At 76.4% G+C, this 24192-nt stretch carries 22 protein-coding genes; 15 read left to right on the forward strand and 7 right to left on the reverse strand.

Features of this window, described 5'->3' with window-relative positions; translation table 11 throughout:
• Nucleotides 1-29: 29 nt before the first annotated feature.
• Genes ACFO3M_RS17150 through ACFO3M_RS17180 form a run of 7 tightly spaced genes read left to right on the forward strand, consistent with a single transcriptional unit; the run spans nucleotide 30 to nucleotide 9313 of the window.
• Entirely contained in the window at nucleotides 30-452 is a 423-nt protein-coding gene (locus ACFO3M_RS17150; RefSeq protein ID WP_387991432.1) for a GtrA family protein, read from the forward strand.
• Nucleotides 445-1164, forward strand: a complete 720-nt coding sequence (locus tag ACFO3M_RS17155) for a glycosyltransferase family 2 protein (RefSeq protein ID WP_387991435.1) — start codon at nucleotides 445-447, stop codon at nucleotides 1162-1164. The genes ACFO3M_RS17150 and ACFO3M_RS17155 overlap by 8 nt, the downstream gene beginning before the upstream one ends.
• The gene (locus ACFO3M_RS17160; protein WP_387991438.1) at nucleotides 1161-1751 is read left to right on the forward strand and encodes a PI-PLC domain-containing protein; all 591 of its coding nucleotides are present in this window, start codon (nucleotides 1161-1163) and stop codon (nucleotides 1749-1751) included. The genes ACFO3M_RS17155 and ACFO3M_RS17160 overlap by 4 nt, the downstream gene beginning before the upstream one ends.
• Nucleotides 1742-3835, forward strand: coding sequence for a hypothetical protein (locus tag ACFO3M_RS17165; protein WP_387991440.1), 2094 nt, complete (start codon nucleotides 1742-1744; stop codon nucleotides 3833-3835). Before ACFO3M_RS17160 ends, ACFO3M_RS17165 begins: the two co-directional genes overlap by 10 nt.
• Nucleotides 3832-4581, forward strand: coding sequence for an HAD family hydrolase (locus ACFO3M_RS17170; protein ID WP_387991443.1), 750 nt, complete (start codon nucleotides 3832-3834; stop codon nucleotides 4579-4581). The genes ACFO3M_RS17165 and ACFO3M_RS17170 overlap by 4 nt, the downstream gene beginning before the upstream one ends.
• Nucleotides 4578-6962 (forward strand): hypothetical protein, encoded by a 2385-nt coding sequence (locus ACFO3M_RS17175; protein ID WP_387991446.1) that lies wholly within the window; start codon nucleotides 4578-4580, stop codon nucleotides 6960-6962. The genes ACFO3M_RS17170 and ACFO3M_RS17175 overlap by 4 nt, the downstream gene beginning before the upstream one ends.
• Entirely contained in the window at nucleotides 6959-9313 is a 2355-nt protein-coding gene (locus tag ACFO3M_RS17180) for a hypothetical protein (RefSeq protein ID WP_387991448.1), read from the forward strand. The genes ACFO3M_RS17175 and ACFO3M_RS17180 overlap by 4 nt, the downstream gene beginning before the upstream one ends.
• A gap of 116 nt (nucleotides 9314-9429) precedes the next feature.
• Here ACFO3M_RS17180 and ACFO3M_RS17185 read toward each other — a convergent pair whose 3' ends face one another.
• Both ACFO3M_RS17185 and ACFO3M_RS17190 read right to left on the reverse strand, forming a co-directional pair.
• Nucleotides 9430-11853, reverse strand: a complete 2424-nt coding sequence (locus ACFO3M_RS17185) for a hypothetical protein (protein ID WP_387991451.1) — start codon at nucleotides 11851-11853, stop codon at nucleotides 9430-9432.
• Nucleotides 11850-12401 carry a hypothetical protein gene (locus tag ACFO3M_RS17190; RefSeq protein WP_387991454.1) on the reverse strand — a complete coding sequence of 184 codons (552 nt, stop codon included), beginning with the start codon at nucleotides 12399-12401 and terminating at the stop codon, nucleotides 11850-11852. The genes ACFO3M_RS17185 and ACFO3M_RS17190 overlap by 4 nt, the downstream gene beginning before the upstream one ends.
• 149 nt (nucleotides 12402-12550) lie before the next feature.
• Here ACFO3M_RS17190 and ACFO3M_RS17195 point away from each other — a divergent pair, with 149 nt between their 5' ends.
• The 4 genes from ACFO3M_RS17195 (at nucleotide 12551) to ACFO3M_RS17210 (ending at nucleotide 16423) form a co-directional block, all read left to right on the forward strand.
• Nucleotides 12551-13477: a glycosyltransferase family 2 protein gene (locus ACFO3M_RS17195; protein ID WP_387991457.1), complete on the forward strand. Its 927-nt coding sequence runs from the start codon at nucleotides 12551-12553 to the stop codon at nucleotides 13475-13477.
• Nucleotides 13474-14571, forward strand: a complete 1098-nt coding sequence (locus ACFO3M_RS17200) for a mannose-1-phosphate guanylyltransferase (protein ID WP_387991460.1) — start codon at nucleotides 13474-13476, stop codon at nucleotides 14569-14571. Before ACFO3M_RS17195 ends, ACFO3M_RS17200 begins: the two co-directional genes overlap by 4 nt.
• A gap of 96 nt (nucleotides 14572-14667) precedes the next feature.
• Nucleotides 14668-15438, forward strand: a complete 771-nt coding sequence (locus ACFO3M_RS17205; RefSeq protein ID WP_387991463.1) for an SDR family NAD(P)-dependent oxidoreductase — start codon at nucleotides 14668-14670, stop codon at nucleotides 15436-15438.
• Between the two features lie 16 nt (nucleotides 15439-15454).
• Nucleotides 15455-16423 (forward strand): DNA-3-methyladenine glycosylase family protein, encoded by a 969-nt coding sequence (locus tag ACFO3M_RS17210; protein WP_387991466.1) that lies wholly within the window; start codon nucleotides 15455-15457, stop codon nucleotides 16421-16423.
• 144 nt (nucleotides 16424-16567) lie between these two features.
• On the opposite strand, the gene rfbA is transcribed toward ACFO3M_RS17210, so the two are convergent.
• From rfbA to cofD, 3 genes are read right to left on the reverse strand one after another with little or no spacing between them, the layout of a single operon-like run.
• The gene (gene rfbA / locus ACFO3M_RS17215) at nucleotides 16568-17440 is read right to left on the reverse strand and encodes a glucose-1-phosphate thymidylyltransferase RfbA (RefSeq protein ID WP_387991469.1); all 873 of its coding nucleotides are present in this window, start codon (nucleotides 17438-17440) and stop codon (nucleotides 16568-16570) included.
• 29 nt (nucleotides 17441-17469) lie between these two features.
• On the reverse strand, nucleotides 17470-18525 hold the full coding sequence (locus ACFO3M_RS17220) for a coenzyme F420-0:L-glutamate ligase (RefSeq protein WP_387991472.1): 1056 nt from the start codon (nucleotides 18523-18525) through the stop codon (nucleotides 17470-17472).
• A complete protein-coding gene (gene cofD, locus ACFO3M_RS17225) occupies nucleotides 18518-19480 on the reverse strand; it encodes a 2-phospho-L-lactate transferase (RefSeq protein WP_387991474.1) in 963 nt (320 codons plus the stop codon). The genes ACFO3M_RS17220 and cofD overlap by 8 nt, the downstream gene beginning before the upstream one ends.
• A 302-nt stretch (nucleotides 19481-19782) precedes the next feature.
• Between cofD and ACFO3M_RS17230 the strand changes: the two genes are divergently transcribed.
• Together ACFO3M_RS17230 and ACFO3M_RS17235 are read left to right on the forward strand one after the other, a co-directional pair.
• On the forward strand, nucleotides 19783-20034 hold the full coding sequence (locus ACFO3M_RS17230; RefSeq protein WP_387991615.1) for a WhiB family transcriptional regulator: 252 nt from the start codon (nucleotides 19783-19785) through the stop codon (nucleotides 20032-20034).
• Nucleotides 20035-20221: 187 nt separating this feature from the next.
• Entirely contained in the window at nucleotides 20222-21124 is a 903-nt protein-coding gene (locus tag ACFO3M_RS17235; protein ID WP_387991477.1) for a hypothetical protein, read from the forward strand.
• On the opposite strand, the gene ACFO3M_RS17240 is transcribed toward ACFO3M_RS17235, so the two are convergent.
• A complete protein-coding gene (locus tag ACFO3M_RS17240) occupies nucleotides 21099-22094 on the reverse strand; it encodes a hypothetical protein (protein ID WP_387991480.1) in 996 nt (331 codons plus the stop codon). The two genes, ACFO3M_RS17235 and ACFO3M_RS17240, sit on opposite strands and share 26 nt — an antisense overlap.
• 72 nt (nucleotides 22095-22166) lie before the next feature.
• Here ACFO3M_RS17240 and ACFO3M_RS17245 point away from each other — a divergent pair, with 72 nt between their 5' ends.
• Nucleotides 22167-23075, forward strand: a complete 909-nt coding sequence (locus ACFO3M_RS17245) for a phosphotransferase (RefSeq protein ID WP_387991482.1) — start codon at nucleotides 22167-22169, stop codon at nucleotides 23073-23075.
• Nucleotides 23076-23145: 70 nt separating this feature from the next.
• On the opposite strand, the gene ACFO3M_RS17250 is transcribed toward ACFO3M_RS17245, so the two are convergent.
• Nucleotides 23146-23625, reverse strand: a complete 480-nt coding sequence (locus tag ACFO3M_RS17250; RefSeq protein WP_387991485.1) for a metallopeptidase family protein — start codon at nucleotides 23623-23625, stop codon at nucleotides 23146-23148.
• Nucleotides 23626-23800: 175 nt separating this feature from the next.
• Between ACFO3M_RS17250 and ACFO3M_RS17255 the strand changes: the two genes are divergently transcribed.
• Nucleotides 23801-24151, forward strand: a complete 351-nt coding sequence (locus tag ACFO3M_RS17255) for a DUF3499 domain-containing protein (RefSeq protein ID WP_089402638.1) — start codon at nucleotides 23801-23803, stop codon at nucleotides 24149-24151.
• Nucleotides 24152-24192: the final 41 nt, after the last annotated feature.

Genomic DNA, 24192 nt, shown 5'->3' on the forward strand with positions numbered 1-24192 from the left:
GTGACCGTCGCCGGAGGGGGGAACCGGTCGTGAGGGGTTCGCTGGCACGCTTCGTGCTGGTCGGTGGCACCACCGTGCTCATCGACGCCGTCGTCTACCAGCTGCTGCTGTGGGGCGGGGTCGGGCACGGCTGGGCCAAGGCGCTGGGCTTCATCGCCGGCGCGGTGTTCGCCTACGTCGCGAACTGGCGGTTCACCTTCCGCGGGCAGTCGCACCGCTGGTCGCTGGTGGCGTTCGTGGTGGTCTACCTGTGCGCCCTGGGGATCAACGTCGGTGCCAACGCCCTGGTCCTGGCCGTCCTCGACGACGGCCGGACCTGGCAGGTCGCCGTCGGCTTCCTGGTGGCCACGGGCCTGTCGGCCGCGTGGAACTTCGTGGGCATGGCCCGCTTCGTCTTCCGGTCGCCCGTGCGCGGCCCCGAGCCCCGAGAGGTGGCCTCCCCGCATGGCTGAGCCGACCCGGCCCACGCCCGCCTTCAGCCTCGTCGTCCCCTGCTACAACGAGGCCCGCTCGCTGCCCGAGCTCGTGCTGCGCGCCCGCTTCACCGCCGAGGCCGGTGACGGCGAGGTGATCCTGGTCGACAACGGCAGCACCGACGACACCCCCGAGGTGCTCGCCCGGCTGCTCGACCCCGCCGACGACCGGGTCCGGTCGATCCGGGTCGACCCCAACGAGGGCTACGGCTGGGGGATCACGTCCGGACTGGCGGTGGCGCGCGCGCCGATCGTCGGCTGGACCCACGCCGACCTGCAGACCGACCCCGCCGACGCGCTGCGCGCCGTCGCCGCGATGGAGGGCGCCGCGGGCCCGGTGCTGGTCAAGGGCCGCCGCTACGGCCGGCCTGTCGCCGACCGGGTGTTCACCGCGGGCATGAGCGTCTTCGAGACCGTGCTGCTGCGCCGCCGGCTCACCGACATCAACGCCCAGCCGACGATGTTCTCCCGCGAGCTGCTCGACCAGTGGGGCACCCCGCCCAAGGACTTCTCGCTGGACCTGTTCGCCATGTACACCGCCGCCGAGCGGGGCTTCGACATCCGCCGGGTGCCGGTGGTCTTCGCGCCCCGGCGCTTCGGCACCTCGTCCTGGAACGTCGACCTCGCCGCCAAGCGCAAGTTCATCAAGCGCACGGTCGACTTCAGCCTGGCGCTGAGGAAGCAGCTGTGACCCTCGTCGTGGCCCACCGGCGGAACCTGCCGGCCGAGCTGGCCGACACCCCGCGCGAGCTCGGCATCGAGATGGACATCCGGTCCTACGGCGAACGGCTCGTCGTCACCCACGAGCCGTTCGACCCGGGCGTGGACCTCGAGGAGTGGCTCGACGCCTACGCGCACGCCTTCCTCGTGGCCAACGTCAAGGAGGAGGGCCTCGAGGAGCGGGTCGAGGCCGCGCTGGCCGCCCGCGGCGTCGAGGAGTGGACCTACCTCGACCAGTCCTTCCCCTTCATGGTGCGCACGCTGCGCCGCGGCGAGAGCCGCTGCATGGCGCGCATCTCGGAGTACGAGTCGGTGCACACCGTGCTGGCGCTGCAGCCGCGCGCGCAGTGGGTGTGGCTGGACTCCTTCACCGGCGCCCTGCCCCCGCGCGAGGACCTCGCCGCGCTGGCCGGCACCGGGTACCGGGTGATGGTGGTCAGCCCCGAGCTGCAGGCCCGCGACCCCGAGCCGGAGGTGGCGGGCATCCGCCGCGCGCTGGCCGAGGCCGGCCTCGAGCTCGACGCCGTCTGCACGAAGAGGCCCGCACTGTGGGCCTGAGGGAACTGGGCCCCCGGCAGAAGCTGCTGCTCGCCGCGGGGTTCGCGGTGCGCGTCGCGCTGCTGGCCGTGCTGGTGCCGGCGGTGCAGCGGGCCTGGTTCGCGCCCTTCGTCGAGCACTTCCTCGAGCAGCCCTCGTTCACCCCGTGGTCGGAGTGGCTGGCCGACGGCGGCGTCGAGCAGGCCTTCCCGTACGGGCCGCTCATGCTCGTCTGGTTCGGCTTCTTCGGGCTGCTGACCTCGTGGCTGCCGGTGCCGTGGGCGGTGCAGCTGGGCATGGCGGTCGGCGTCCTGGTCGCCGACCTGCTGATCACCTGGCTGCTGCTGCGGACCGGCGGCTCCCGCCCCGGCCGCGCGGTCGTGCTCGCCGCCGTCTCGCCGATCCTCGTCTACGCCGCGTACGTGCACGGCCAGCTGGACCTGGTGCCGACGCTGCTGATGTTCGCCTCCGTGCTGGCCTTCCGCCGCCGGCAGTGGTCCGCCGCCGGCGTGGCCGCGGGCCTCGCGGTCGCGGTCAAGGCCAGCTCGGTGCTGATCGTGCCGTTCGCGCTGCTGTTCCTGCTGCGCAACAGCCGCTACCGGGCCGCTCTCGTCCCGTACCTGACCGGGCTGCTGCCCGGCCTGGTGCTGCTCTTCCTGCCGGCGGTCTCCGGCGGCTACCGGGAGATGGTCCTGGGGACGCCGACCTTCGGCGCCGCCGTCGACTACGTCATCACCCTCGGGCCCGGGCTGCAGCTGGTGCTGCTGCCGGTGGTCTACGCCGCGCTGCTGGCGGTGCTGTGGCGGTTCCGGCGGGCCAACCCCGACCTGGTCTTCACCGTGACCGCGGTCGCCCTGGCCGCGGTCGCGCTGCTCACCCCGGCCTCGCCGGGCTGGTTCCTGTGGTCGGTGCCCTTCCTGGCCGTCATCGCCGCCGGCACCGGCCCGCGGGTGCGCGCCGCCGTCTTCTGCTTCTGGGTCGCGGTCACCGCCTCGCAGGCGGTGTCGGCCAGCGGCGCGGCGCCGCGGTGGGACGCGCCGGCGCTCGGGATGACCTTCCGGGACGTCGACCGCACCGCCTTCGACCTGCCGGCCTGGCTGTTCGACCTGCTGGCCACCACGGCCGTCGTCGCCGGTGCCATCGCCCTGGCGATGGTGCTGCGCGGGGCGCTGCAGCAGTACGACGTCTACCGGCTCTCCCGGGCCCCGCTGTCGATGGCGGTCGCCGGCGACAGCGGCACCGGCAAGGACACGCTGTGCATCTCGCTGTCCGACGTCTTCGGCGAGCAGGCGACGTCGTTCCTCATGGGCGACGACTACCACCTGTACGAGCGGCACGCGCCGCTGTGGAACGTCACCACCCACCTGGACCCGGCGGCCAACGACCTGCCCCGGCTCACCCGGGACACCTTCCGGCTGCTGGCCGGCGAGGAGGTGTGGTGCCGCCACTACGACCACGCCCGCGGCCGGTTCACCAAGCAGCGCCCGATCGCCCACCGCGAGCTCGTGGTGGTCAGCGGGCTGCACGCGCTGACCAGCGGCGACGTCCGGGCCAAGGTGGACCTCACGGTCTTCACCGACATGGACGAGCCGCTGCGGCGCCGGCTGAAGATCGAGCGCGACGTCGGTGAGCGCGGGCACGCGCTGACCTCGGTGCAGGCCTCGATCGACCGGCGCGAGCCCGACCGCGACCGCTACATCCTCCCGCAGCGCCCGCTGGCCGACGTCGTCCTGCGGCTGGAGTCCGAGCGGTGCCTGCCGCCGGAGGACCAGCCGCTGGACGCCCCGCTGTCCCTGCGCGTGGTCGCCCGGCTGCGCGGCCTGGCGTTCGCCGAGCGGCTGAGCCGGGCACTGATCTCCGTGGGCGGCGTCCCCTCGCGCCTGGAGTACCTCAACGAGCCGGGCGCGGTGGAGCTCACCGTCTCGCCGTCCCCGCTCACCCCCCGGGACGTGCGCAGCCTCGCCCGCCACCTGCTCGACCGGCCGGAGGAGCTGTTCGTCAGCGAGCCGGTGTGGCTGGGCGGCAGCCGCGGCCTCATGCAGTTGATCCTCGTCCTGGCGATGCTCGAGCGTCGCCGCAACCGGTTGGAGTCGACCCTCCGATGACCACCCCACGCCTGCCGTCGCTCGTCATCTTCGACCTCGACGACACGCTCTACCCCTACGAGCCCTGCCACCGGGCGGGGACCGCGGCGGTGGTGGCCTTCGCCGCCCGCGAGCTGGGCGTCAAGGACCGGGCGTTCCTCGACGTCTGGGACGGCGCGCGCAAGCGGGTCAAGGCGCGGCTGGGCGACACCGGCAGCTCGCACAGCCGGCTGCTCTACGGGCACGAGGCGATCGAGATGCTGGGGCTGCGCAGCCAGCCGGCGCTCGCGCTGGCGCTGGAGCAGGAGTACTGGCGGGAGTACCTGCTGGCGGCCAAGCTGCGCCCCGGCGCCCGCGACCTGCTCAGCTCGCTGCGCTACAACAACATCCCGATCGCGATCGTCACCGACCTGACCGCCCAGATCCAGTTCCGCAAGCTGGTGCACCTGGAGCTCGACCAGGTCGTCGACCACGTCGTCACCTCCGAGGAGGCGACCGGCGACAAGGTCACCCTCGAGCCGTTCCGGGTGCTGTTCGACCGGCTGCCCCGGCAGGAGTCCAGCCACGTCTGGTTCGTCGGGGACTCGGTGCCCGACGTCTCCTGCATCGAGCGGCTGGTGGCGGACAAGCTCATCGAGTCCGGCACCGGCTGGCTGCTCGCCGGCCGCGGCGACGCCCCGACCAGCGCGCTGACCTGGTCCCGCATGGAGCAGATCGAGGACGCCCTGCACGACCTGATCCCCGGCGGGCGGGAGGCCTCCGCATGAGCTCCCGGGCGTCCGTGCTCGACCGGCCGGGCACGCCGCCCGGGTCGCCGGAGTCCCCGGGCGCCGGCCTGCGCCGCCCCGGCTCCCCGGCACGCGCCGGCCTGGTCGCGGCGGGGCTGTTCGTCGCCGCCGAGGCCGTCCTGCTGCTGGTCGTGCGGCTGTGGCAGCCGCGGTTCTTCTACATCGACGACATGCAGGCGCAGTACCTGCCGGTCTTCTCCTGGTTCGGCCGGCAGCCGGGGACGCCGCCGCTGATCGACCCCGACCAGGGCTCGGGCGGCGCCTTCGTCGCCGACCTCCAGTACGGCGTGCTCGACCCGGTGCACTGGCTCCTGGCCCAGGTCGTCGGCTCGGCGCAGGACCTCAACGCCGCGGCGTGGGGGATGAAGATCCTGGTCGTCGCGGTGATGGGGCTGGGCACCACGGTCCTGGCCACCCACCTCGGCGCCCGCCCGGTGTGGGCGGCCGCGGCCGCGCTCGGCGCGGTCAACTCCGGCTTCATGCTCTGGTACGCGACGTCCTGGTGGCCCTCGGGGTGGGGCACCGCCTGGATGCCGTGGCTGTGGTGGGCGCTGTCCAGCCGCAGCCGCTGGGCGGTGCCCGGTGCGGTGGTGGCCGCCTACATGACGATCACCTCCGGCTACCCGTACGCGCTGCCCTTCTCGGCGATCGTGGTCGCCTGCGTCGCGCTGGTCCGGCTGCAGCAGCCGCGCGCCGAGGGCGGCGTGCGCGACCTCGTCGTCCGGCTGGCCGCCGGTGCCGGCGGCGCGCTGCTCGGCGCGCCGGGCCTGCTCACCGCGAGCGCCCTCACCCCCTTCAGCCAGCGCAGCCTCGGCGGCGCCGGCGACGCGTTCGGCAACGCCGGCGAGCACATCCCCAACCTGCTCGACGTCCTCCTCGGCAGCGCGACCCTCTCGCCGTCGGTGCTCGGCTGGTGGGGCGACCGGATGCAGCCGGCGGTCATGGCGCTGGCCTGGTTCGTGCTGCCCGTGCTGGCGCTGGTCCGGTGGCGGGTCCGCCCCGACGGCGTCCGGCTCTGGCGCACCCCGGGCGTGCTGCCGGCGGTGGCGCTGTGCGTCGTCGCGGTGGTGGCCACGCAGAGCCCGACGGTGCTGTTCGACCTGCGCTACCCGTGGCGCTACGTGGTCGTCCTGCAGGTCGTCTCGCCGGTGCTGGTCGCCGTGCTGGCCAGCCGCTGCGGGCTGGACCTCGGCCGGCGGCGGCTGGCCCTGGCCGCCGGGCTGCTGGTCGCCCAGGGCGTCCTGGCCTGGTCGCGCACGCCGGTCATGTGGAAGTGGCACGCCTTCGTCGTCTTCTGGGGGCTGGTCGTCCTCGCCGTCGCCGGGGTGCTCGCCTCCCGGCGCGCCGCCCGCGACGCCGAGCCGGCCGGGGACGGCGGGACCCCCGCCCGGGCGCGCGCCGGCGCCGTCCTGGCGGTGCTCGCCCTGGTGGCCACCGCGGCCGCGCCGCTGGCCAGCATCGGCGCGGCGATCACCTACCAGCGCATCGACGCCCGCGACCACGGCGCCGAGCCCACCGGGCTGCCGGCCCGCGGCATCTACGACACCACGGTCTGGCCGTCCCTGGTCTCGGACTTCGAGGAGGCCAGCCAGGGCGTCGGGCTCAACGCGACCGTCCTCTGGTGGGGCGAGCCGGGGGAGGACCGCGGCGCGCTGCGCGGGGCCGCCGTCGGCAACGCCGCGCTGCTCGCCGGCATCCGGCCCGGCTACGCCTACACCTCGCTCGGCCAGGCCGGGTGGGCGAACCGGTGGTGCGCGAGCTTCGTCGGCGTCGTGGGCGACTGCCCCGACCCCGTCGACCGGCTGCTCGCGCAGGTCCCCGGCACCGACGTCACCTGGCTCGAGGCGCTGTCGAAGGACGTCGTCCTGCTCGACGAGCGGGCGCCGGCCGAGATCCGCGCGGCGCTGGACCGCTCCTACGAGCGCACCGGCGAGGACCGCGGGCTGCTGCGCTACGAGCGCCGCGAGGCCACGCCGGGCCGGGTCACCTGGGTCAGCGACGGCGTCGACTCGGTCGAGGCCATCGACGTCGGGTTCGAGCAGGAGAGCTACCGCGTGAGCTGGTCCGGCGACGACGCCCGCGTGTTCACCCGGATCCCGTGGTGGCCGGGCTACGTGGCGCGGGTCGACGGGCAGCCGGTCGACGTCGAGGTCGTCGACGGCACCGCCGTCGAGGTCGTGCTGCCCGCCGGCGGCGGGGAGGGCACCCTGGAGATCGCGTACGAGCGGCCCCGGGCCGGGCTCGGGACCGTCGCCGTCGGCGCCGGCGCCGTGCTCTCGGTCCTCGCCCTCGCCGCGGGCCTCGGCGCGACCGCCGGGCTGGAGCGACGGCTGACGAGGAGGCGGAACCCGGCGGGATGACCGCGACGCAGGCACACCGGTCCGAGACGGCCCCGATCGCGGCTCCCCGCGGCCCCGCGGGCCGTCGCCGTGCCCGTGACGCGGCGCTCGCCGTCGGCGGGTACCTGGTGGCCCAGGTCGCCTTCCTCGCCGCCCTCCGCGCGCTCGTCCCGCGGTTCTTCTGGCTCGACGACCAGCAGGCGCAGTACGTGCCGGGCTTCGGCCACCTCGGCCGTTCCCCGGGCGTCCGCCCGCCGCTGCTGGACCCCGAGCTCGGCTCGGGCGGCAACTTCGTCGCCGACCCCCAGTACGGCGTCCTCGACCCCACGCACTGGCTGATCAGCGCGGCGGTCGCCCGCCTCGACACGCTCCGGGACGCCGGCTGGCTGCTGGGCGCCGGCGCCACCCTGGTCCTCGGGCTGGGCCTGGTGCTGCTGCTGGTCGCGCTGCGGGTGCGCCCCGCGCTGGCGGCGGCCGCGGCGGTGGGGGCGGCCAGCACCGGCCTGTTCCTGTGGGTCGGCGGGTCCTGGTGGCCGCTGATGTGGGGCACCGCGTGGCTGCCCTGGCTGTGGCTCGGCCTGGTGCTGCGCCGCTGGCCCGGCGCGGTCGTGACCGCGCTGGCCGCCTGGCAGCTCACCGCCTCCGGCTACCCGTACGTGCTGGTCCCCGCCGGGGCGCTGGTCGCCGGGCACCTGCTCGAGCAGCGCCGCCGCCGGCGGGAGGGCCGGAGCACCGCGCCGGTGCTGTCCCGGCTGGCCGCCGGGGCCGCCGGCCTGGTCGCCGGGGCGCCGGGGCTGCTCGCGTCGCAGGAGATGGCCGAGGCCTCCACCCGCAGCGAGCCGCCGGAGACGGTGCTGGCCAACGTCGGCTCGCTCATCCCGAACCTGCTCGACGCGGTGCTCGGCGGGAGCACGCTGACCCCCAGCGTCTCCGGCGCCGCCGGCGGGTACCTCTGGACGCCGCCGCTGGCCGCCACCGCCGTCCTCGCCCTGCCCGCCCTCGCGCTGGTCGACTGGCGGCGGGCGCTGCGCGGGCGCGGGGTGCTCACCGGGATGGTCCTGCTCGGGGCGGCGCTGGTGCTCACCCAGATGCCGACCGACGTCGGCCAGCTGCGCTACCCGTTCCGCTACCTCGCCGTGTCCGGCCCGGCCCTGGCCGTGCTCGCCGCCGTCGCGCTGACCGCCGCCGCCCGGCCCACGCGCCGCCGCGTCCTCGCCGCCCTCGGCCTGGTCGGTGCCCAGCTGGGGCTCGCCCTGGTGCGCTCGCCGGCCCTGTGGGCGTGGCACCTGCTCGCCGCGGTGCTGGCCGCGGCGGCGGTGGCGGCGCTGGCGCTCCTGCTGCGCCGGCGCACCGCCGCGGCCGGGGGAGCGCTGCGCGCCTGGCTGCCGCGGGTGGCCGGTCCGGTGCTGGTGGCGCTGGCGGTCGCGGCCGACCTCGCCCCGGTCGGCTCGACCACGCTGGCGCAGGCGCGGGCCGACGAGCAGGCGGAGCTGCCGGCCACCGGGCTGCCGTTCCGCAACATGGCGCTGCGCCCGGCCTGGGGGGACGACGTCGCCGCCTTCCGCGACCGCTCGGTGGCGACGGACACCGCGCTCACCGTGTACGTCTTCGGCGGGTTCGACGACGTCGGCCGCGAGGTCCAGGACCAGGGCTGGGACTGGGGCGTGCTCCCCGGCAACGCGAACCTCGTCGCCGGCCTGCGCCCGGGTTTCGGCTACGTGGCGGTCGGCCACGACGCGTGGACCGAGCGGCTGTGCCAGGACCTGTTCGGTCAGGTGCAGTCCACCGAGGAGTGCACCGACGGGCTGCTCGAGCGCGTGCCCGGCACCGACCTGCGGTGGATCGACGCCCTCTCCTCGGACCAGGTGCTGCTCTCGCCGTACGCCCCGGACGCCGTCGAGGAGCACTTCCGCGACGGAGGCGCGTGGACCGAGGCGGGCCTGGCCGGCGTCTACGGCCGCTTCGTCCGCGACGACGGCCTGCCCGGCCGGGTCACCTGGGCCTCCGACGGCGTCTCCGTCGAGGCCGCCGGGGACGATGCCGCGGGGGACACGGCCGCGGCCTTCCGCAGCGGCGAGCCGGGGGAGTCCCTGCGGGTCTCCACGCCCGCTGACGGCGGCCGGCTGGTGCTGCGGATCCCCGCCTGGCCGGGCTTCCGGGCCGAGGTGGACGGCACCGCGGTCGAGGTCGGCTCGGTGGAGGACACGCTGTTGACGATCGAGCTCCCCGGGGACCTCGACGACGCCCGGGTGGACCTGTACTTCGACCCGCTGGCCGACCGGCTGCTGGTGCCGGCCGCCGGCGCCGGGGTGCTCCTGCTCGCGCTGGCGGTGGCCGTCGAGGTCGTCGTCCGGCGCCGCCGCACCGCCTGACCGGCACCGCCCGGCACGCGCCACCCGGCCCCCCGCCCGACCGGCGGGCCCCGGACGACGGACGGCCCCGGGACACCGTGGTGTCCCGGGGCCGTCCGCGTCGTACCGCGCGCCGGTCAGTCGGTCGTGAGCGTCACCGTCGCCCCGTCGGCGCTGGTCCAGCGGATCGAGCCGTGCTGGAAGTCCTGGCGCTGCGCCCCGTCGGGCTCGGTCACCAGGTCCCCGGTCGGGTAGCCCAGCTCGCCGGACTCGGCCCCGGCGGCGGCGTAGGCCTGCGCCACCGACCCCCGGACGGCGTGCGCACCGGTGGTGGAGGACCAGTAGATCCGGCCGTTCTCGAACACCTGCACCCAGCCGCTCCCGGCCGCCCGTGCCCGGTCCGCCGTCGGGTAGCCGAGGGGACCGGACTCGCCGAGCAGCGCGTCGTAGGCCGGGGAGAGGGGCGCCAGGACGGCGTGCGCGCCGGTGGTGGGGGACCAGTGGATGCGCCCGTTCTGGAACGCCTGGGTCCACCCGCCGCCGGCCGTCTGGTACCGGTCGCCGACCGGGTAGCCGAGGGGCCCGGACTCGCCGAGCAGCGCGTCGTAGGTCGCCGAGATCGGCGCCAGGACCGCGTGCGCGCCGGTGGTGGGGGAGTAGTGGATGCGGCCGTTCTGGAAGGCCTGGGTCCAGCCGTCGTTCCACGTCCGGTAGCGCGCGCCGACCGGGTACCCGAGCGGGCCGGACTCGCCGAGCAGCGGGTCGTAGGCCGTCGAGATCGGGCTGAGCACCGCGAACGTGCCGCTGGCCGGGGAGGAGTGGATGCGGCCGTTCTGGAACGCCTGGGTCCACCCGCCGCCGGGCGTCGCGTAGCGCGACCCGACCGGGTAGCCCAGCGGGCCGGACTCGCCGGTCAGCGAGTCGTAGGTCGCCGCGATCGGCGCCACGACCGCGTGCCCGCCGGTGGCCGGCGACCAGTGGATCCGCCCGTTCTGGAAGGTCTGGGTGAACCCGTTGCCCGGCGTCGGGTAGCGGTCGCCCGTCGGGTAGCCCAGCGGGCCCGACTCGCCGAGCAGCGCGTCGTAGGCCGTGGAGATGCCGCCGATGACGGCGTGCGCCCCGGTGGCCGGCGAGTAGTGGATCCGGCCTTTCTCGAAGCCCTGCACCCAGCCGCTGTTCACCGTCTGGTAGCGGCCGCCGACCGGGTAGCCGAGCGGCCCGGACTCGCCCAGGAGCTCGTCGTAGGCCGGGGAGATCGGCGCCAGGACCGCGTGCGCGCCGGTCGTGGGGGACCAGTGGATGCGGCCGTTCTGGAAGCCCTGCACCCAGCCGTTGCCCGCCGTCTGGTAGCGGTCGCCGACCGGGTAGCCGAGCGGGCCGGACTCGCCGAGCAGCGCGTCGTAGGCGGCGGAGATCGGCGCCAGGACCGCGTGCGTGCCGGTCGTGGGGGAGTAGTGGATGCGGCCGTTCTGGAAGCCCTGCGTCCAGCCGTTGCCCCACGTCGCGTAGCGCGGGCCGACGGGGTAGCCGAGCGGGCCGGACTCGCCCATCAGCGGGTCGTAGGCCCACGAGATCGGCGCCAGCACCGCCTGCGCGCCGGTCGCCGGCGAGTAGTGGATGCGGCCGTTCTGGAAGCCCTGCGTCCAGCCGTTGCCCCACGTCGGGTACCGCGCGCCCACCGGCGCGCCGAGGGCGCCGCCGATCCCGCCCATCCGCTGCCAGAGGGCGTCGATCTCGCCGACCACCGAGTACTGCGTGCTGCCGAACCAGTCGGTGAACATCCGCCAGAAGTTGCGGTTGCCGTAGGACGAGCAGCCGTCGCCGGTGCCGTAGAGGTTGTTCATCGCCGCCTGGTTGGGCGGGTAGGGCGTGTAGATGTACAGCCCGGCCGTGGCCTGGTTCTCGATGTAGACCGACGTCGTCCCGCAGGCGGCGTTCGGGTGCCACTGGATCGTGTTCCAGCGGCCGGCCTGGTACGAGTAGTTCCTCCAGTTCACCGCGTACCGCCGGTACTGCCAGGCGGCCTTGTAGACCTGGTTGTAGAAGCCGTAGTACTGCGCGTCGCACGGGGCGGTGTCCGGGCAGCCGTAGCCGGTGGCCTTCTTGTAGGCGTTGTCCCACGTCGGGTTGGTCTTGGTGACCAGGCTGGTCTCCTTCTGCAGGAGGACCAGCAGCACCCGCGGGTTGACCTGGCAGGCCTGGGCGACGTTCCAGATGATGTCGGCGGCCGTCTGCCCCGCGACGCCGTTGTACTGGGCGCACTGGGCGTCGGCCGGCCGGGTCCAGGTGTTCTCCCGGTAGTCCTTCAGGCAGGTGTAGCCGGCCTGGCAGGACGAGACCTTGCCGTTGAGGAAGGCCTGCACGTCCCAGGGCGCCATCGTGGAGGCGTCCCAGAAGACGGCGTCGCTGATGATGTTGCCGGCGCGGAAGTCCGCGGCGCTGGCCGCCTGCGCGGGCGCAGCGGTGGTCACCTGCACGACGCCGAGGCCGGCCAGGGACGCCAGCACGCAGGCGAGCGCCAGCAGCAGCCGCGCCCGCCGGGGGACGGAGCGGCCGCTCACGGGACGTCCACCGTCACCGTCTCGGACTCCAGCTCCGTCGAGCCGGACGTGTAGGTCACGGTGACCGCCCACGCGCCGGTGCTGCCCTCGGGCAGGACGACGGCGAGCGCGCCGCACTCGGTGGTCGCCGGGCCCGGCTCGGCCTCGGTGGCCTCGCTGGACACCGCGTCGCCGCCGTCCGCGGGCTCGGCGACGGCGGTGCACTCGCCGCCGGTCTCGACCAGGCCCTGGACGAACGCGGCGGCCTCGATGCCGGGCAGGCCGGGCGACCACTCGGCGCGGGCCAGCACCAGCGAGGCGGAGTCCACGGGGGCGTCGGTCTGCACGGCGTCGGTGTCCACCGCCGGCGAGCCGTCCGCCGCGGGCGTGCCGGCGGTGGGGTCGGCCGGGGAGCCGGTGGCGCCGGTGGAGGTCGTCCCGTCGGCGGTGGTGGTCGTGTCCGCCTGGGTCCCGCCGGTGCTGCAGCCGCCGAGCACGAGCAGGCCACAGGTCAGCGCGAGCGGGACGGCGGCGCAACGGTGGGTGAGGAGGTACTTGCGCACAGACACCCATCGACCGTAGGGAGCCGGTCCTTGAGTCCCGGGGACCTCGGCGGCGGGGTGGGAACGTCCCGTCACAGTCGTCCCGGACGCCTCACCCACCCCGGTCGCCTCCCTCGCGCGGAGGTCCGCGGGGAGGCGCATCTAGGTTGGGAGGCGTGAGCGCACCGCCGTCGGGCCCCCTGCGCGTCGTGGCGGTCACCTACTCCCCCGGCGAGGCGCTCGAGGGCTTCGTGTCCTCGCTGGCCGAGGCGACGACCCGGCCCGTCGAGGTGGTGCTGGCCGACAACGGGTCCACGGACGGCGTCCCGGAGCGGGTCGCCGCCGCGCACCCGCACGTGCGGCTGCTGCGCACGGGTGGCAACGTCGGCTACGGCGCGGCGGTCAACGCCGGCCTGGCCGGGGCCCCGGGCCGGTACGCGCTGGTGGCCAACCCCGACGTCCGCTTCGAGCCCGGGTCGGTCGACGAGCTGCTCGCCGTCGCCGCCCGCTGGCCGCGCGCCGCCACCGTCGGCCCGGCCATCCGCACCCCCGAGGGCGAGCTCTACCCGTCGGCGCGCGAGCTGCCGCGGCTGTCCACCGGCGCCGGCCACGCGCTGGTGGGCTGGGCGTGGCCGGGCAACCCGTGGACGGCGCGCTACCGCCGCGAGCGCGAGGCGCCGCGCGAGCGCACCGCCGGCTGGCTGTCGGGCTCCTGCTTCCTCGTCGACCTCGAGGCGTTCCGGGCGGTGGGCGGCTTCGACCCCGGCTACTTCATGTACTTCGAGGACGTCGACCTCGGCCGGCGGCTGGGGCGTGCGGGCTGGCTGCACGTCTACGCGCCGAGCGCCGTCGTCGTCCACGAGGGCGGGCACGCCACCCGCCGGGAGCCGCACCGCATGCAGCGGGTGCACCACACCAGCGCGCTGCGCTACCTGTCCGGCCAGTACCCGGGCCCCCGCAACGCCCCGCTGCGGGCCGCGCTCCGGGCCGGCCTCGGCGGCCGGATGCTCGTGTCCTACGTCAGCGGGCGGGTCGCCGCCGGGGCCCGCTTCCAGCGCCGCGCCGACGACGTCGGCCGGGCCCGTCGAGGAGGTGTGGCATGAGGCACGCGGTGGTCATGGCGGGAGGCTCCGGGACCCGGTTGTGGCCGCTGTCGCGCGCCGCCCGGCCCAAGCAGCTGCTCGACGTGCTCCAGGACGGCGACGGCCCTCCGCACAGCCTGCTGGCCGAGGCCTTCACCCGGCTGGAGGCCGTGCTCCCGGCCGAGCGGATCTGGGTCTGCACCGCGGCCCGCTACGGCGCCCAGGTGCGGGCGGCCCTGCCGCGGCTGCGACCGGACCGGCTGGTGCTCGAGCCGGTCGCCCGCGACACCGCCAACGCCGTCGGGCTGGCCGCCGCCCTGGTCGCCGAGGCCGACCCCGACGCCGAGCTGGCCGTCGTGAGCGCCGACCACGTGATCCGCCCGGTCGAGCGGTTCGCCGCCACGCTGACCACCGCCTTCGACGCCGTGACCGCGCGGCCGCGGGCGCTGGTCACCCTCGGCATCACGCCGACCGCCCCGGCGACCGGCTTCGGCTACGTCCGCCGCGGCCCGGCCACCGAGGTGCCCGGGGTCGCCGAGGCCGCCGCGTTCAAGGAGAAGCCCGACCGCGCCACCGCCGAGGCCTACCTGGCGTCGGGTGAGTACCTGTGGAACTCCGGCATGTTCGTCTGGCGGGCCCGCACCGTCCTCGATGCGCTGGCCGACCACCTGCCGGCGTCGGCGGAGGGGCTGGCGCGGATCGTGGCCGCGCCGGCCGGCGCGGAGCGCGACGCCGTCCTCGCCGAGGTGTTCCCGACGCTGCCGAAGACCAGCGTCGACTACGCCGTCCTCGAGCCCGCGGCCACCGAGCCCGGCCGGGTGCTGGTCGCCGACCTCGACGTCGAGTGGCTCGACGTCGGCTCGTGGCCGGCGCTGGCGCAGACGCTGGCCGCCGCCGACGGCAACGCCGTGGGCGGGCTCGCGGTGACCCTCGACAGCGCGGGCAACATCGTGTTCAGCGACGACCCGGAGCACCTCGTGGCGCTGGTCGGGGTCCGCGACAGCGTCGTCGTGGCCACCGCCGACGTCACGATGGTCTGCCCGGTGTCCGACGCCGAGCGGGTCAAGCAGCTGCTGTCCGCCGTGGAGGAGCGGCACGGTGCCCGCTTCAGCTGAAGGACCCTCCTGCCCCCCACCGCTCGGGGGCTCGCGGCGGACCCCTGCAGGAGGGCCGGTCCAGCACGTCACCGTGTGCGTGGTGTGATGCCGGTCATGAAGAACTTCGACGTCGCAGCTGTCGTGTCCGGTGGGGCCTCCGGTCTCGGGGAGGCCACCTCCCGCGCGCTCGCCGCGCGCGGTGCCGCGGTCACCATCGTCGACCTCAACGAGGAGCGCGGGAAGGCGCTGGCCGACGAGCTCGGCGGGCACACCACCTTCGTCCGCACCGACGTCACCGACGAGTCCCAGGTGGCCGCCGCGATCGAGGACGCCACCGGCAAGGACCGGCCGCTGCGCGTCGCGGTCAACTGCGCGGGCATCGGCTGGGCGCAGCGCACGGTCGGCAAGGGCAACACCCCGCACGACCTCGACCCGTTCCTCCGCACGGTGATGGTCAACCTGGTCGGGACCTTCAACGTGCTGCGCCTGGCCGCCGCCGCCATGGCCGCCACCGAGCCGGAGGAGGACGGGGAGCGCGGCGTCGTCGTCAACACCGCCTCGATCGCCGCCTACGACGGCCAGATCGGCCAGGTGGCCTACAGCGCCTCCAAGGGCGGCATCGTCGGCATGACGCTGCCGGCCGCGCGGGACCTGTCCAGCGTCGGCGTGCGGGTGTGCACCATCGCCCCCGGCCTGGTCGACACCCCGCTGCTCGGCGGCCTGCCCGAGGAGGCCCGCACCGCGCTGGCCAACGGCATCCCGTTCCCCAAGCGGCTCGGCCGCCCCGACGACTTCGCCCAGCTGGCGCTCGCCATCGTCGAGCACGGCTACCTCAACGGCGAGGTCATCCGGATGGACGGCGCGCTGCGCATGGCCCCCCGCTGACTCCCCGGAGACCCGCGTGACCGCTGCACCGCCGGCCCCGACCCCGCCGGCACCCGCACCCCCCGCCGTCCTCGCCGGCGCCGACTTCACCGACTGCTGGCGGCCGGACTGGCGCTTCGACCTGGAGGCGGTGCTGCGCCCCCACCAGCGCAGCGCCGGGGACCCCGCGATGCAGTGGGACGGGGACGCCGTCTGGCGGACGACGACCACCCCGTGCGGGCCCGCCACGGTGCGCGTCACCCACCGCGGCGGCGAGGTGCGGGTGCAGGCGTGGGGCCCGGGCGCGGAGTGGGCCGGCACGGCGGTGCCCGGCTGGCTCGGTGCCCACGACGACTGCGCGGACTTCGACCCGGACTGCCACCCGCTGGTCCGCGAGATCGCCCGGCGCACGCCCGACCTGCGGCTGGGCCGCACCGGTCGCACCTGGGACGCGCTGGTCCCGGCGGTGCTGGAGCAGAAGGTCACCGTCGTCGAGGCGCACCGGGTGTGGCGGGCGCTGCTCCGGCTGGCCGGCGACCCCGCGCCCGGCCCCGCCCCCGAGGGCATGCGGGTGCTGCCCTCGCCGCGGCGGCTGCGGGAGGTCACCGACTGGGAGTGGCACCGCTGCGGCCTCGACGGCGCCCGCCGGCGGGCGCTGCTGCACGTGGCGTCGGTCGCCCACGCGCTCGAGCCGGACGACGGCTGCGACTCGCCGACCCTCCAGCGCAAGCTGCGCACGGTGCCGGGCATCGGGGTGTGGACGGCGGCCGAGGTCGTCCAGCGCACGCACGGCTGCCCCGACACCGTCAGCTACGGCGACTACCACCTGAAGAACCTGGTGGGCTGGTCGCTGGCCGGCCGGAGGACCGACGACGACGGGATGATGGAGCTGCTCGAGCCCTGGCGCGGGCACCGGCAGCGGGTGGTGCGGCTGCTGCACGTCGGCGGGAGCATGCCGCCCCGCCGCGGCCCCCGGATGGCGCCGACGGACCACCGCCGCTTCTGACCGCGGCCGGCCGGTCGCCGTGTGCACGAGGCGCGGCTGCCCGGCCGTCGCGGGCGCGCTGTGTGCACACACCGGGCCCTGGAGGCCCCGCGAGACCCTGGCGAGTGCACTCCCGGCGCCGCCCGGTCGCGCCGGGCGCCGTCCTCAGGGGCGCGGGTCGTCCAGGAGGCGCAGCAGGTAGTCGCCGTAGCCGCTCTTGCCCAGGGGCCCGGCGGCGCGGCGCAGGCCGTCGTCGTCGAGCCAGCCCTGCCGCCAGGCGACCTCCTCGATGCAGCCGATCTTGAGGCCCTGCCGCTCCTCGACCACCGAGACGAACTCCGTCGCCTGACGCAGCGAGGCGAACGTCCCCGTGTCCAGCCAGGCGGTGCCGCGGTCGAGGACGGTGACGGTCAGCCGGCCCTGCCGCAGGTAGTGCTCGTTGACCGCGGTGATCTCGAGCTCGCCGCGGGCGCTGGGCCGGATGCCGCGGGCCACCTCGACCACCGACGACTCGTAGAAGTACAGCCCGGGCACGGCGTAGGAGCTCTTGGGCCTCGCCGGCTTCTCCTCGATGGAGAGCACCGTGCCGCTGCCGTCGAACTCCACGACGCCGTAGTCCTGCGGGTTGGCCACGTGGTAGGCGAACACGTGCCCGCCGTCGGGGGCGGGCAGCCGTCCCAGCGCCGTCCCGAGGCCCGCGCCGTAGAAGATGTTGTCGCCCAGGACCAGCGCCACGGCCTCGTCACCGACGAAACCGGCGCCGATGAGGAAGGCCTGCGCCAGGCCCTCGGGCTTCTCCTGCACGGCGTACTCGATCCGCATCCCGAGCCGGCTGCCGTCGCCGAGCAGCGCCCGGAACGCGGCCTGGTCGCCCGGGGTGGTGATCACCAGCACCTCGCGGACGCCGGCCATCATCAGCGTGGAGAGCGGGTAGTACACCATCGGCTTGTCGTAGACCGGCATGAGCTGCTTGCTCACCGCCTGGGTGATGGGGAACAGGCGGCTCCCCGTGCCTCCGGCCAGGATGATCCCCCGCATGACCGGCGACGCTAGCGGCTGCCGGCCGGTCAGGCCCGGGGGGAGCCCAGCCACAACCTCCCGACGAGTGAGGACCCGCCCGGCGTGCCGACCGGCTCCCACCGGGTGGCCCAGCCCTCGGCGTGCAGCTGGACGAGCACGGCCCCGATGTGCGCGCCGAGGTTCAGCGCGGCGGTGACCGTGGCGCGCTCGGGGAGGTGGACGTCGACCACGCCGTCGCCCTCGCCGCCGTGCCGCAGCACCACCGGGAACTCCGGCAGCGCGGCGCTGGCCACCCGGAACGCCTCGGCGACCGCCTCGCGGTCCCCGGGCCGCGGCACCAGGTCGCGGACCGGCTGCCGGCTGGCGACCAGGTCGCGGCTGCCGTAGGGGAACAGGTCGCCGGGGCCCAGCCGCACCAGCGGCCGGGTGCCCGTGTCCTCGGCGGGCACCTCGAACCGGAGCCCCCGCACGACGGCGACCGGCACACCGTCGAGCTTGCCCTTGACCAGGTCCGCGGCCGCGGCGACCTCGTCGACGACGGCCGTCTGCGTCGTCTCCAGCCGGTTGCCGTGCGCGTCGACCGCGCCGCGGTGGTCGGTGAGCGCCGCGATCCCCGCCGAGCCGACGGCGACGTCGGTCAGCCCCTCCCGCCAGGTGCGGCCGAAGGTGTCGCTGACGACCACCGCCACCTCGACGCCGAGCAGCGCGCGCAGCCGGTCGCGCAGCCCGCGGGCGGAGGCGTCGGCGTCGGCGGGGAGCAGGACGAGCGAGTCGCCGGGCACGTTCGAGGCGTCGACGCCGGCGGCGGCGACCACCCAGCCGTGCCGCGTCTCGACGATCTTCAGCGGCCCGCGCCGGGCGACGACGCGGACGCTCTCGTCGTCGATCGCCCGCTGCCGCACCGCCTCGCGGTCGGCGCCCGGCGGCACCGGGACCACCCGGCCCTCCACCTTGGACACCACCTTGGAGGTCACGACGACGACGTCGCCGTCGGCCAGCCACGGCGCGGCGCCGGCGACCGCCCCCGCCAGGTCGTCCCCGGCGGTGAACTCCGGCAGCCCCCGGACGGGCAGGACCCGCAGACCCCCGGCCGGTTCAGCCATCGACCGAGACGCCCGCGGCGTCCAGCGCGGCCCGGGCCATCGCGGCCGTGGCCTCGGGGGAGCTCATGAGCAGCGGCACCGCGCGCACGTCGACGCCGGGCACCTCGGCGCGGTCGCCGGTGTGCACCAGCCAGGCGTCGAGCAGGCCGCCGTCGGACCGCGCGCCGTAGTGCCGCCCGACGCCCTCGGCGCTGACCTCGACGCCGAGCACCGGCAGGCAGCGGTCGGCCATGCCGCGGACGACGTCGCCGCCGACGACGGGGGAGATCCCGACGACCCGGCCCGGGGTGGCGCGCAGCGCGTCGCGCAGGCCGGGGACGCCCAGGATCGTGCCGATCGACACCACCGGGTTCGACGGCGCCAGCACGACGGCGTCGGCGCGGGCCAGCGCCTCGACGACGCCCGGTGCCGGGCGGGCCTGCTCGGCGCCGACCTGGACGAAGGCGTGCGGCTCGAGCCCGGCGCGGTGGCGCACCCACCACTCCTGGAAGTGGATCGCGCTGCGCCGCCCGCTGCCGGGGTCGTCGACGACGACGTGCGTCTCGACCCGCTGGTCGCTCATCGGCAGCACGGTGACCCCCGGCTGCCAGCGGTCGGCGAGCGCGGCGGTGACGTCCGAGAGCGGGTAGCCGGCGTCGAGCATGCGGGTGCGGACGAGGTGGGTGGCCAGGTCGCGGTCGCCCAGGCCGAACCAGGTGGGCTCGGCGCCGTAGGCGGCCAGCTCCTCCTTGACCGTCCAGGACTCGCCGGCCCGGCCCCAGCCGCGCTCGGGGTCGATGCCCCCGCCGAGGGTGTAGACGACGGTGTCGAGGTCCGGGCAGATCCGCAGCCCGTGCATCGTCACGTCGTCGCCGGTGTTGACCACCGCGGTGACCGACGAGGGCGGTGCCACCTCCCGCAGACCGGTCAGGAACCGGGCCCCGCCGACGCCACCGGCGAGCACGACGATCTCCACGAAAGTCATCGTGCCCCATGGGCACTTGTCCACTGTTCGACGGGCGTGTCGGCTGCGTGGACGAGAAGTGACGAACGGCGTGTGACGGGTGTGGCCCGTGTGGTCAACCGCTTACACCGGGCGAAGTTGACGCTCGGGCAACGACACGCGTGTAATTCCCGCGGTGTGCGGCGCGGAGCAACCGCGTCCGGGACGAGAGCGAGAGGGGACGCATCGTCATGGCAGAGGTCTCGTGGCTGAGTGACTACGTCGGCGGGTCGGAGCGGGGCTCCCGCAACAGCGGGCCGGCCGACCAGGGCCTGATGGGGCTGCTCGGCATGGGCCTGGCCGACGACGTCGCGTCCTGGCAGGAGCGCGCGCTGTGCGCCGAGACCGACCCGGAGGCGTTCTTCCCCGAGAAGGGCGGTTCCACGCGCGAGGCGAAGAAGATCTGCACCGGCTGCGAGGTCAAGGCCGAGTGCCTGGAGTACGCGCTCGCCAACGACGAGCGGTTCGGCATCTGGGGCGGGCTCTCCGAGCGGGAGCGCCGCCGCCTGCGCCGCCGCGCCATCTGACCCCCGGCGTCCGGGGACGGACGGGACCGCCCAGCACACCGGCGTGCGACGTCCCCCGACCCCTCCCACAGCCCCCGACCACAGCCCCCGACGGCAGTGCCGCCGGGGGCTGCGTCGTCCCGGCGGCGTCTCGGCGGCGTCTCGGCGGCGTCCCGGCGGCCGGACGGCGGTGTGGTCGGATGACCCGGTGACCGGAGCGGACAGGGACACCCGGACGGCGCTGGGCCGGGCCCGCGTGGTCCGCGAGGTCCGGGCCGCCGTCCCGCTCGCCCGGGACCTCGCCGCGCCGCTGACCGCCGCGGCGCCCTGGCTGACCACCGTGCTGTCGGTGCAGTCGGCGCACCCGCGACCGCGGCTGGTGCCCGCCGCGGTCGTCGTCGAGCCGCGCTGGTCGGGCCGGCCCGACGCGCTGGCCCTGCTCGCCCTGGCCACCGCCGGCCCGGTGGTCACCGCGACCCTGCTCGGCGACGGCCTCCCGGTCCCCGGCGGCCGGCCGCCGGCGCGGCTGCTGGCCCGCGACGACGACGCCGCCGAGCGCCTGGCAGCGGGCGTGCTCGGCCTGCTCACCGGGCTGCGCCGGCCCTGGCGGCTGCGGCTGGCCGGGCTGCCGCTGGGCGACCCGACCGTGCGGGCACTGGCCCGGCTGCGCCCCGACGCCCGGGTCGCCACCTCCCGCAGCACGCTGCTCGCCGACGGCCTGGACGACGTCGCACCCGGCCGGGTCGTCCGCAGCCGGGACCCCCGCGACCTCGACCGCGCGCTGCCGGCCCTGCTCGCGACCGCGCCCGACGCGCGGGCCCGCGACCTCGTCCGCGCGGCCGCCCGGCTGCACGCCGCCCTCGGCCGGGTCGAGGTCGCCACGGTCACCGACGGCGGGCGGCTGAGCGCCGGGCTGCTCACGCTGGTCGACGGCGCGGACCGGCTGCCGTGGTGGGGCCGCTCCGGGATCGGCGGGCTGGGCACCGTCCGGGGCGCGCCGCTGGTCGGCGTCGCGGTGTCCGGCCGGGGCCGGGTGCTGCGGCCGGTGCTGGACCGCGCGGCCCGGCTGGTCCCCGCGCTGCCGGTCAGCCGGCGACGCGGATCCGGCTGAGCGACGGGTCGGGCAGCGCCTCGGCCCGCTCGGTGCCGAGGAACAGCGTCCCGTCCGCCGGGGCCTCGCCGCCGTCGAGCCCACCGGCCGGGGCCACGGTGACGCTCAGGTCGTAGACCCGGCCGGTGTACGCCGGCGGCGTCGCGGTGGGCCGGGTGTAGGTGGGGAAGCGGCCGGCGAGCCGCAGCGCGTCGCCGTCGCGGGTGACGGTCAGCGCCGGGGTGGGCAGGTCGGCGTACTCGGTGGGGACCGGCGTGCACCCGGCCGCCTCCGGGTCCGCGGGCGCGGTGGTGCCCAGGCAGTTCCAGGCGGGCAGCAGCACGTGCGCCAGTGCCGTCCCGTCGGTCCCGACGCTCACGCTCACCGACGGGTAGCCCACGGTGACGCCGACCGCGCGCCGCTCGAGCACCAGCCCGCCCAGGGCCAGCCGGGCGGCGACGCCGGCGTCACCGAGGGGCACCGACCGCGCGGCGAGCAGCCCCGCTCCGCGCTCGCCGGGCAGCGGGTCGGCGGGGACGGGGGGCAGCTCGGGCCGCGCGGGAGTGGGGGAGGCGGGCGGCGTGGACGGCCCGGGGACGGCCGGTCGCGGCGCGCCAGCGGCCACCGGCTCCCCGCGGTCGCTGCCCAGCGCGACGCCCGCGAGGACGGCGACCAGCGCGAGGCCCGCGGCGGCCAGCGCGGCCACTGTGCGGGCGGACGGGTCGGGTCCCGGCGGTGCCGCCGGCGCGGGGGCCGCGGCCGGTCGCGTCTCCGGGACCGGGGTGCCCGGCGGCGCCTCGAGGAACGCGGGCAGGTCGTCGACGGCCCAGTGGGGACCGGGCGGCCGCTCCGGCGGCGGGGGCCGCTCCTCCTGCCGCGGCCGGGCCGGCGCCCTCCGCCGGCTCAGCGCCAGCCTCGCGACGACCGCCACCAGCGCCACCAGGGCCACGCCGAGCACGACCCAGGGGGCGACCGGCGCGGGGGAGTCCATCCCCCCGAGCATCCCAGGGGCCGCCCGGGGGGATCCCGTGCGGCACACCGGGCCGCCTGACACGATCCCGGCGTGGCCGAGAACCCGGGAGCGACGGCGTCGGGGACGGTGTCCGCAGCCCGCGACCGCGTGGTCTCGCTGCTCGCCGAGCTGGGGGTGTCCGACCCGGTCCTCGCCGTCACCGACCTGTCCGCGCGGGTCGGCGTCGTGCAGGGCGTGCTCGCCGACCGGGTGCTCGACCTCGCCGTCACCGAGAGCGGCCGGGGCCGGCTGCAGGCCGAGCTGCGCGGCCGGCGGTGGGCCGAGGAGCGGCAGGTCGGCGTCCCCGAGGTGGTCGCCGCGGCCGACGACGGCCGGTGGCTGCTGTCCCGCCGCGTCCACCCCGGCCCCTCCGGCGGGCCGCGGTGGACCGCCGCCGCGGTCGAGGCGGCGGTGCGGATCGCGCCGCTGCCGGTGCCGGCCGGGCAGCCGTGGGAGCCGCCGGCCGGCGGGTCGCTGCGCCGCGCCCGCGCCACCGTCGAGGACGCCTCCCGGCTGGTGCGCGGCGGCGTGCGCCTGGGGGAGCTGCGGGCGGTCCGCGCGGCCGCCGCGCAGCTGCCGCTGTCCGAGGTGGCGCACGGCGACCTGCGCGCCGCCAACGTCGTCGTCGACTCCGGCGGGCCCGACGGGGAGGGCCGGCTGGTGGTCCTCGAGTGGTCCGGCGTCCGGCCCGCGCCCCGGCACCGCGACCTGCTGACGCTGTGGGCCACCACGCCCGACGCGCAGGACCGGGCGCAGATCGGGGAGGTGGTGCTCTCCCGCACCGCCGGCTGGGAGGAGCCCGACGTGGGGCTGCTGTGGCACGCCGTCGCCCTCGAGCAGCTGGTGGCGCGGCTGACCCGCGCCGACCGCGGCGACGGCCTGGACACCGCCTTCGCCCGCGCCCGCCTCACCGAGGCCCGCGCGATGGCCGCCGAGCTGGGCAGCCCGTTGTCGACCTGATGGAACGGCCCGCTCGCAGGGGCCCGCGGCGAGCCTGCGAGCGGGGGGGGGGGGCGAGGGGGTCCTCCTCCTACCCCGTGGGGTCGATCTCCTCCGGGTCGCGGCCGAGCAGCACCGCCACCTGGTCCACGACGACGTCGCGCACGAGGTCGGCGAGGTCGTCGCGGTCGTGCGCCCGGATCTCCAGCGGCCGCCGGTAGACGACGATCCGCGCCGGCACCTCCCGCCCGTCCTCACGGTGCGCCGGCAGCACCCGCGCCAGCGGCACCGTGCCGTCGTCGAGGACGTCCGGGTCGAGCACCACCTCGTCGGGGCTGGTGTGGTCGACCCAGGGCACGTCCTCGACGGCGAACTCGACGCCGGCCAGCTCCCGCTCCCAGCGGCGCTCGAGGTCCTCGACCGCGTCGAGCACCAGGTCGTCGAACTGCTCGGCGCGGCTGCGGGCGAGGGGGACCTCGTCGGGGACGAGGCGGCCCCGCAGGCCCCGGCCGTGCCGGTCGCGGCGGGACCGGGCGGGCCGGGAGCGGTCGGGACGGACGGGTCGGCTCATGGCGGGGCGAGCGTACGGCGCACCACCGGGACGGGGCAGCGGGGCGTTGCCGTGCCCCCGGTGACGGGGCGCGCGGGGACGTCGGGTTGGATGGGAACGGAGGGGCGCCGGTCCGGTGTGCCTGTCGCCGACTCCCCGGGTACGCGGCTACTGTGCCCAGCGTGAGGAACCGGTGGTGAGGCAGTCACGTCGCTGCAGTCGCAGCGGCTGCGCGCAACCGGCGGCGGCGACACTGACCTACGTCTACGCCGAGTCGACCGCTGTCGTCGGCCCGTTGGCCACGTTCTCCGAGCCGCACAGCTACGACCTCTGCGAGTTCCACGCCGAGCGGCTGACCGTGCCGCGCGGCTGGGAGGTCGTCCGGCACGAGATCGACGTCGAGGACTCCGGCCCGACCGGGGACGACCTGCTCGCGCTGGCCGACGCCGTCCGCGAGGCGGCCCGCCCCGAGCCGCCGCGCGCCCCGGCCGACGACGGCCGCGGCACCCGCCGCGGCCACCTGCGCGTCCTCCCCGACCTGGACTGAGGGGCTCCGCCGCTCGCACCTCCGAGGGATCCGCACCGGCC

Source organism: Geodermatophilus arenarius, assembly GCF_042654585.1.
In the GTDB taxonomy this organism is placed as follows: domain Bacteria; phylum Actinomycetota; class Actinomycetes; order Mycobacteriales; family Geodermatophilaceae; genus Geodermatophilus; species Geodermatophilus arenarius.